The organism is Paraburkholderia sp. A1RI_3L, assembly GCF_048957895.1.
Classification (GTDB): domain Bacteria; phylum Pseudomonadota; class Gammaproteobacteria; order Burkholderiales; family Burkholderiaceae; genus Paraburkholderia; species Paraburkholderia kururiensis.
The window spans coordinates 396,923-402,922 of sequence record NZ_JARCHA010000006.1 but is presented as its reverse complement, the minus strand read 5'-3'; the positions used below and the strand labels follow the sequence as shown (position 1 = coordinate 402,922).

Below are 6,000 nucleotides of genomic sequence, written 5' to 3'. Positions count from 1 at the left end.
TGCCACTGCAGGCCTTGCAACGGACGCTGACTCGCACGTTGTCCGCGAAGCTATATGCGGTACGACGTGTTACGCAGGACCAGGGGGTGCGAACGGCCGGAACCGCTCTTTCGAACCGAGGTCGAATACCGTGATCACAATGGGCACAACGGTATTGCAATACCCGAAAAAAGGATCTGAAGATGAAATCTCTCTTGAGGCTGTTTCTGTTGCGCGCGCCCATCGGTGTTATCGAGCCCTCGGTGGCCAGTACGGCCGCTACGCCCGGCGAGGTGTTCGACCACTACGTGTCGGCCGTCCACCACGCCGACATGGACACCGTCCGTTCCCTTATCGCGCCGGATGTCGAGCGGTCCGATTTCATCGGCTGCACTCCGTCGATGGACAACCGGACCTGCCTCGCGCATTACATTGCTGTCACGGTGGTTGAGCCGAAGGCCAGGTTGACAGAGATTCAAAGATCTGTTGAGGGGGAGACCATCTCGGTCGATCTGGAGGTCCGCAGCCCGCTATACACGAAGGCGGGTGTCGAGCGGATAGTCGGGCGCGACATTCTTCGCGTGCATGGCGGCCTGATCCGGTCCTTCAGATTCGTGCCGGATTTTAGGGACGAGCCAACTGCTGTCTTTTTCGGTTCCCTGGGTATTGGACCGCGCGCTGCCCGTCCGGCCGCCAGGACCTGAAAGCACCTGAAACGCGCATCAAATCTTGGAACGGAAATTAGGCTAGCCTCAGCTGCGATGCACGCCAAGGACTCGGCACATCGAGTGCAGGCGGAACTCGCCGAGATGGGCTCGCATGAACGCGTACCTTGCCGTTATCCCTTTGCAAAGTACGCGCGGCTTTTTTTAGAATGTCGCGCTCCTCGGTCATGCGTTTGAGCTCTGCCTTCAGTCGCTGAACCTCGGCGCTCTGATCCGGCTTCGCCTTCCGCACGACGTCGGACCTGCCGAGCTTCAGTTTCCAGGCGTAAAGGCTGTGGGTCGTGATGCCCAGCCGCTGCGCCACATCCGCCACCGAATGACCCCGTTCGGTTACCTGTTTGACTGCCTCGATCTTGAACTCATCCGTGTACCGCTTGCCGCTCATGCTGACCTCCTCGGTTGCCATAAATTATGGCTCGAAGATGTCTACGAAAGGCTGGCCGGTCCAGCATCGACCCGGGCCTGTTAGTGCTTGCGCTGCTGTTGGTTGGCGTGCGTGAACGGGCGTTCCGAGAGGGGGAACAAACATAGGGAATTCCCTATATCGTGTGCAGAGGTCTGTACACGGGACCGGAGACGCGCTAACTCACTATGATTCGGCTAGCAAAGAACGCGCTCGTAGCGACGTAGATTCATTGTAAGTCATTGTTATTGTGATGAAAATTGCGATGTTTTGGGGCTTCTGCGACCAACCATCCGTTCAAACTTAAGCGAACAAAGTTCCAAGTTGAGTGAATCTCGACACCCGTCCCCCGTTCTTGAATTTGTCACCACCCGTCCATATAATTAGCACTCACCGCACGAGAGTGCTAACAACATCTCCGGCCTGGCTCTGCCAGGCCGGGTTTCTTGAGTGTCCTTCAAGTCTCGAAGAGAGGAGTTTGTATGAACCTTCGTCCTTTGCATGATCGCGTGATCGTCAAGCGTCTGGATCAGGAAACCAAGACCGCCTCGGGTATCGTGATTCCCGAAGCAGCTGCTGAAAAGCCGGATCAAGGCGAGATTCTGGCGATCGGCCCGGGCAAGCGCGATGACAAGGGCGCCCAGATCGCTCTCGACGTGAAGGTCGGCGATCGCGTCCTGTTCGGCAAGTACGCTGGCCAGACCGTCAAGGTGGACGGCCAGGAACTGCTCGTGATGCGCGAAGAAGACATCATGGCCGTGGTCAACAAGTAAGCCTGCACGGTCCATATTCACCAAAGAGATTCAAGGAGTTACAAGATGGCAGCTAAAGACGTCGTGTTCGGCGATTCCGCCCGTTCGAAGATGGTCGAAGGCGTGAACATTCTCGCCAATGCAGTGAAGGTCACGCTGGGTCCGAAGGGCCGCAACGTGGTGCTCGAGCGCAGCTTCGGCGGCCCGACGGTCACCAAGGACGGTGTGTCGGTCGCGAAGGAAATCGAGCTGAAGGACAAGCTGCAGAACATGGGCGCCCAGATGGTCAAGGAAGTGGCTTCCAAGACCAGCGACAACGCAGGTGACGGCACGACGACCGCTACCGTGCTGGCTCAGTCCATCGTTCGCGAAGGCATGAAGTACGTCGCATCGGGCATGAACCCGATGGACCTGAAGCGCGGCATCGACAAGGCCGTCGCGGCAGCTGTCGAAGAGCTGCGCAAGATCAGCAAGCCCTGCACGACCAGCAAGGAAATCGCTCAGGTCGGCGCGATCTCGGCTAACAGCGACACGTCGATCGGCGACCGCATCGCGGAAGCCATGGACAAGGTCGGCAAGGAAGGCGTGATCACGGTGGAAGACGGCAAGTCGCTCGCCGACGAGCTGGAAGTCGTGGAAGGCATGCAGTTCGACCGCGGCTACCTGTCGCCGTACTTCATCAACAACCCGGACAAGCAGGTCGCCGTCCTGGAAAGCCCGTTCGTGCTGCTGCACGACAAGAAGGTCTCGAACATCCGTGACCTGCTGCCGGTGCTGGAACAGGTTGCCAAGGCTGGCCGTCCGCTGCTGATCATCGCTGAAGACATCGAAGGCGAAGCGCTCGCAACGCTCGTGGTCAACAACATCCGCGGCATCCTGAAGACGGTGGCTGTCAAGGCTCCGGGCTTCGGTGACCGTCGCAAGGCGATGCTGGAAGACATCGCGATCCTGACCGGCGGCCAGGTGATCGCGGAAGAAACGGGTCTGTCGCTCGAGAAGGCAACGCTGGCCGAGCTGGGTCAGGCAAAGCGCATCGAAGTGGGCAAGGAAAACACGACGATCATCGACGGCGCTGGCGAAGCCCGCAACATCGAAGCGCGCGTCAAGCAGATTCGCACGCAGATCGAGGAAGCCACCTCGGACTACGACCGCGAGAAGCTGCAAGAGCGCGTCGCGAAGCTGGCTGGCGGCGTGGCCGTGATCAAGGTGGGTGCCGCGACCGAAGTCGAAATGAAGGAAAAGAAGGCACGCGTGGAAGACGCGCTGCACGCAACCCGCGCTGCCGTTGAAGAAGGTATCGTCCCGGGCGGCGGCGTTGCGCTGATCCGTGCACGTGCTGCGATCACCGCCCTGAAGGGTGTGAACCCCGATCAGGAAGCGGGCATCAAGATCGTGCTGCGCGCCATGGAAGAGCCGCTGCGTCAGATCGTCACGAACGGCGGCGAAGAAGCGAGCGTGGTGGTGGCAGCCGTGGCGCAAGGCCAGGGCAACTACGGCTACAACGCAGCGACCGGCGAGTACGGCGACCTGGTTGAAGCCGGCGTGGTCGATCCGACCAAGGTGACGCGCACCGCGCTGCAGAACGCCGCATCGGTTGCCGGCCTCCTGCTGACGACGGACGCAGCGGTTGCCGAACTGCCGAAGGAAGACGCTCCGATGGCCGGTGGCGGCATGCCCGGCGGCATGGGCGGCATGGGCATGGACATGTAATAACGGCGCAAGCCCGCATTACATGGAAGTGCCGGGGAGCTTCGGCTCTCCGCGTTGTCGAGACAAAACCCGCTTCGGCGGGTTTTGTCGTTTCTGACGCCTGCCAGCGTATCCGTTTGAGAAATATTCTGTAATGGACATATTTTTGAAGCGGCGACGGAAAACGTCTGCGCAAACGTTAAAGTACGGATGTAATACAACCGTAGGGTCTGCCGTGAACACGAACGATGATGGCTTGACAGCAGCCGCACCCCGGCCGGTCGTCTGGATGACAGGTCTGCCAGGCGCCGGGAAGACGACGATTGCACAGGCGTTGTTCGAGACGCTGCAGAACCTCAACGCGAAGGCTATCGTGCTCGACGGCGATACGCTGCGCGCAGGCATCTGCTCGGACCTCGGCTTTTCGGAAGCCGATCGCATCGAAAACATTCGCCGCATCGCGCATCTCGCGAAGCTCTTCCAGCGGGAAGGCTACGTCGTGATCGTGGCCACGATTTCGCCATTCGCCCAGCAGCGCGCGCTGGCGCGCTCCATCGTCGGTGACGGTTTCATCGAAACGTTCATCTCCGCACCGCCACAGCTTTGCGCCGAACGAGATCCGAAGGGGATGTACGCCCAGGCGCGCGAGGGCCGGATCCAGCAGTTCACCGGGGTGTCGTCGCCTTACGAGCCGCCGGTCGAGCCGGAACTCGTGATCGACACATCGGCGTGCCGCGTCGAAGGCGCGGTCGCCACGATCGTTCTTCGGCTGGGTAAGGGGGTGCGGGGTCGCCGCGAAGCAAAACGGGCCGCGTGCACCTGATTTTTCCCGCGGCGCAAAAGCGCCGACTGCGACTGCAGCAGTCAGTCAGCGTTCGCTCAAAACCGCTCCGAACGCCGCAAAACCGTTCTCAATGATGATGCCTGGCTTCGCCTGACGAGCCCGAGCCGGCCGCGTCGCCGGCCTTGGGCGTCTCTTCGTCGTCATTGCTGCGCGCCCAGAAGAAGCGATCGGGCAGATACGCACCCATCCCCGGCCGGAACGCACTGCGCGTGCTCTGATAGAGATACTCCTGAGCCTCGCGCACGGCTTCGGGCGGTTCCTGGCCGTTCGCAAGCAGCGCGGCGACGGCCGCGCCCAACGTATCCGTGAGCCCCATGATGCGCTGCGGACCGCGGTCCCAGGTGTCCTGGCGCAACTGCCCGTCTTCGCTGAAGAGCGTATTGACGAGCCGGTGCGAGCCCGTTTCCATCGAGAGAATGTACTCGCAGCCTTGCGAGAGCAGATGCGAGATCGCCGCGTCGAGACTCGGTGCCTCTGCGTCGCCGTCCGGTTGTGCGAGCGCGAGCAGCGTGGCGCTGTCCGCGATCAGCAGCGTGGTCTGCGGCGCAAGCAGGTCGGCAATGGCTTCGCGCAGTTCGTCGGCGGCGAGCACGTGTTCGTCGTCGAGCGTGAAGTCAGGCGCGAGGATGAGCGGAACGTCGTCGTAGTCGGCAACCACTTCCGCGATCGCGCTCACCACTTCGGCACGAGCCGCCGCGCCCACCTTGAATGCGGCGATCGGCATGTCTTCGAGCAGCATCCTCGCCTGGGTTGCGACCGTGTCCGGATCGAGCCCGGTCACCTCGTCACAACTGGCCGAGTCGCGCACCGTGTAGCCGGTCAACACCGTGACGCCGTGGCAACCCATGCTGGCGAGTGTCATCAGGTCCGCCTGGACGCCGGAGCCGCCAGTGGGATCGGAAAGGCCGAAGGTGAGGACGATCGGAGGGGTGTCGCTGGACATGAACGTAGGAGGGAAATGATTGGGAGGGCGCAAGGTTCGCACGCCATGCGGGCGGGGCTTGCGAATGGCTCAATTATGCGTCCCGCGGCCGCATTGCGGCTGGGTTTTTGCCTCGTTGCACGAACGATCGGTGCCACCCGCGCTTGTGGGCAACCGCGCCGGTCTCGCCCGGCACGGTGAAAAAAGGTACCATCATGGCTCCCGTTTTTCCGGTTATTTTTGGACTTTTCGACGCGGCATAAGAATGGAATATAGAAGCTGGATGTGCCTGATCTGCGGCTGGATCTACGACGAAGAAGCCGGATTGCCAGAAGAAGGTATTGCACCGGGCACGCGCTGGGAGGATGTCCCGATCAATTGGACCTGTCCCGAGTGCGGCGCGCGCAAGGAAGACTTCGAGATGGTTCAGATCTGATCCGGGCCACGCCTGCGGCCCGATATCGCGCGCGCCGTCGGCGTGACACGTGGGGCCTGGGCGCCGGACCCGGCACCGGCACGCAACGCGTTTGCCGCATCGCAAAGGGAGTTCGTCATCGTACCTGCGCGAGCCGATCCGTACCGGGCCACGCATGCCCGATCTGCGACGTGCCGGCCACGGGCAGGGGCGCGTCTGCGTGCGCTTGCGTGTAGAGGCAGGCACACGCCATCGTTTCGCTGCACTGCGT

General features: G+C 61.6%; 6 protein-coding genes and 2 pseudogenes. 6 read left to right on the top strand and 2 right to left on the bottom strand.

Annotated features, from left to right (window positions below):
- A pseudogene (locus PXJ20_RS19145) lies at nt 1-101 on the top strand (reverse transcriptase N-terminal domain-containing protein); the annotation flags it as partial.
- A gap of 81 nt (nt 102-182) precedes the next feature.
- The gene (locus PXJ20_RS19140) at nt 183-683 is read left to right on the top strand and encodes a hypothetical protein (protein WP_421030434.1); all 501 of its coding nucleotides are present in this window, start codon (nt 183-185) and stop codon (nt 681-683) included.
- A gap of 51 nt (nt 684-734) precedes the next feature.
- On the opposite strand, the pseudogene PXJ20_RS19135 reads toward PXJ20_RS19140, so the two are convergent.
- A pseudogene (locus PXJ20_RS19135) lies at nt 735-1,089 on the bottom strand (transposase); the annotation flags it as partial.
- Nucleotides 1,090-1,589: 500 nt separating this feature from the next.
- Here PXJ20_RS19135 and groES point away from each other — a divergent pair.
- The 3 genes from groES (at nt 1,590) to cysC (ending at nt 4,371) form a co-directional block, all read left to right on the top strand.
- Complete coding sequence (groES, locus tag PXJ20_RS19130) at nt 1,590-1,880, top strand: co-chaperone GroES (protein ID WP_017773021.1); 291 nt, start codon at nt 1,590-1,592, stop codon at nt 1,878-1,880.
- 45 nt (nt 1,881-1,925) lie between these two features.
- Nucleotides 1,926-3,569, top strand: a complete 1,644-nt coding sequence (groL, locus tag PXJ20_RS19125) for a chaperonin GroEL (protein ID WP_017773022.1) — start codon at nt 1,926-1,928, stop codon at nt 3,567-3,569.
- 214 nt (nt 3,570-3,783) lie between these two features.
- Nucleotides 3,784-4,371, top strand: a complete 588-nt coding sequence (gene cysC, locus PXJ20_RS19120) for an adenylyl-sulfate kinase (protein ID WP_421030435.1) — start codon at nt 3,784-3,786, stop codon at nt 4,369-4,371.
- A gap of 88 nt (nt 4,372-4,459) precedes the next feature.
- On the opposite strand, the gene PXJ20_RS19115 is transcribed toward cysC, so the two are convergent.
- A complete protein-coding gene (locus PXJ20_RS19115) occupies nt 4,460-5,335 on the bottom strand; it encodes a hydroxymethylpyrimidine/phosphomethylpyrimidine kinase (RefSeq protein WP_017773024.1) in 876 nt (291 codons plus the stop codon).
- Nucleotides 5,336-5,579: 244 nt separating this feature from the next.
- Here PXJ20_RS19115 and PXJ20_RS19110 point away from each other — a divergent pair, with 244 nt between their 5' ends.
- Entirely contained in the window at nt 5,580-5,750 is a 171-nt protein-coding gene (locus tag PXJ20_RS19110; protein WP_025527884.1) for a rubredoxin, read from the top strand.
- The last annotated feature ends 250 nt before the right edge of the window (nt 5,751-6,000 follow it).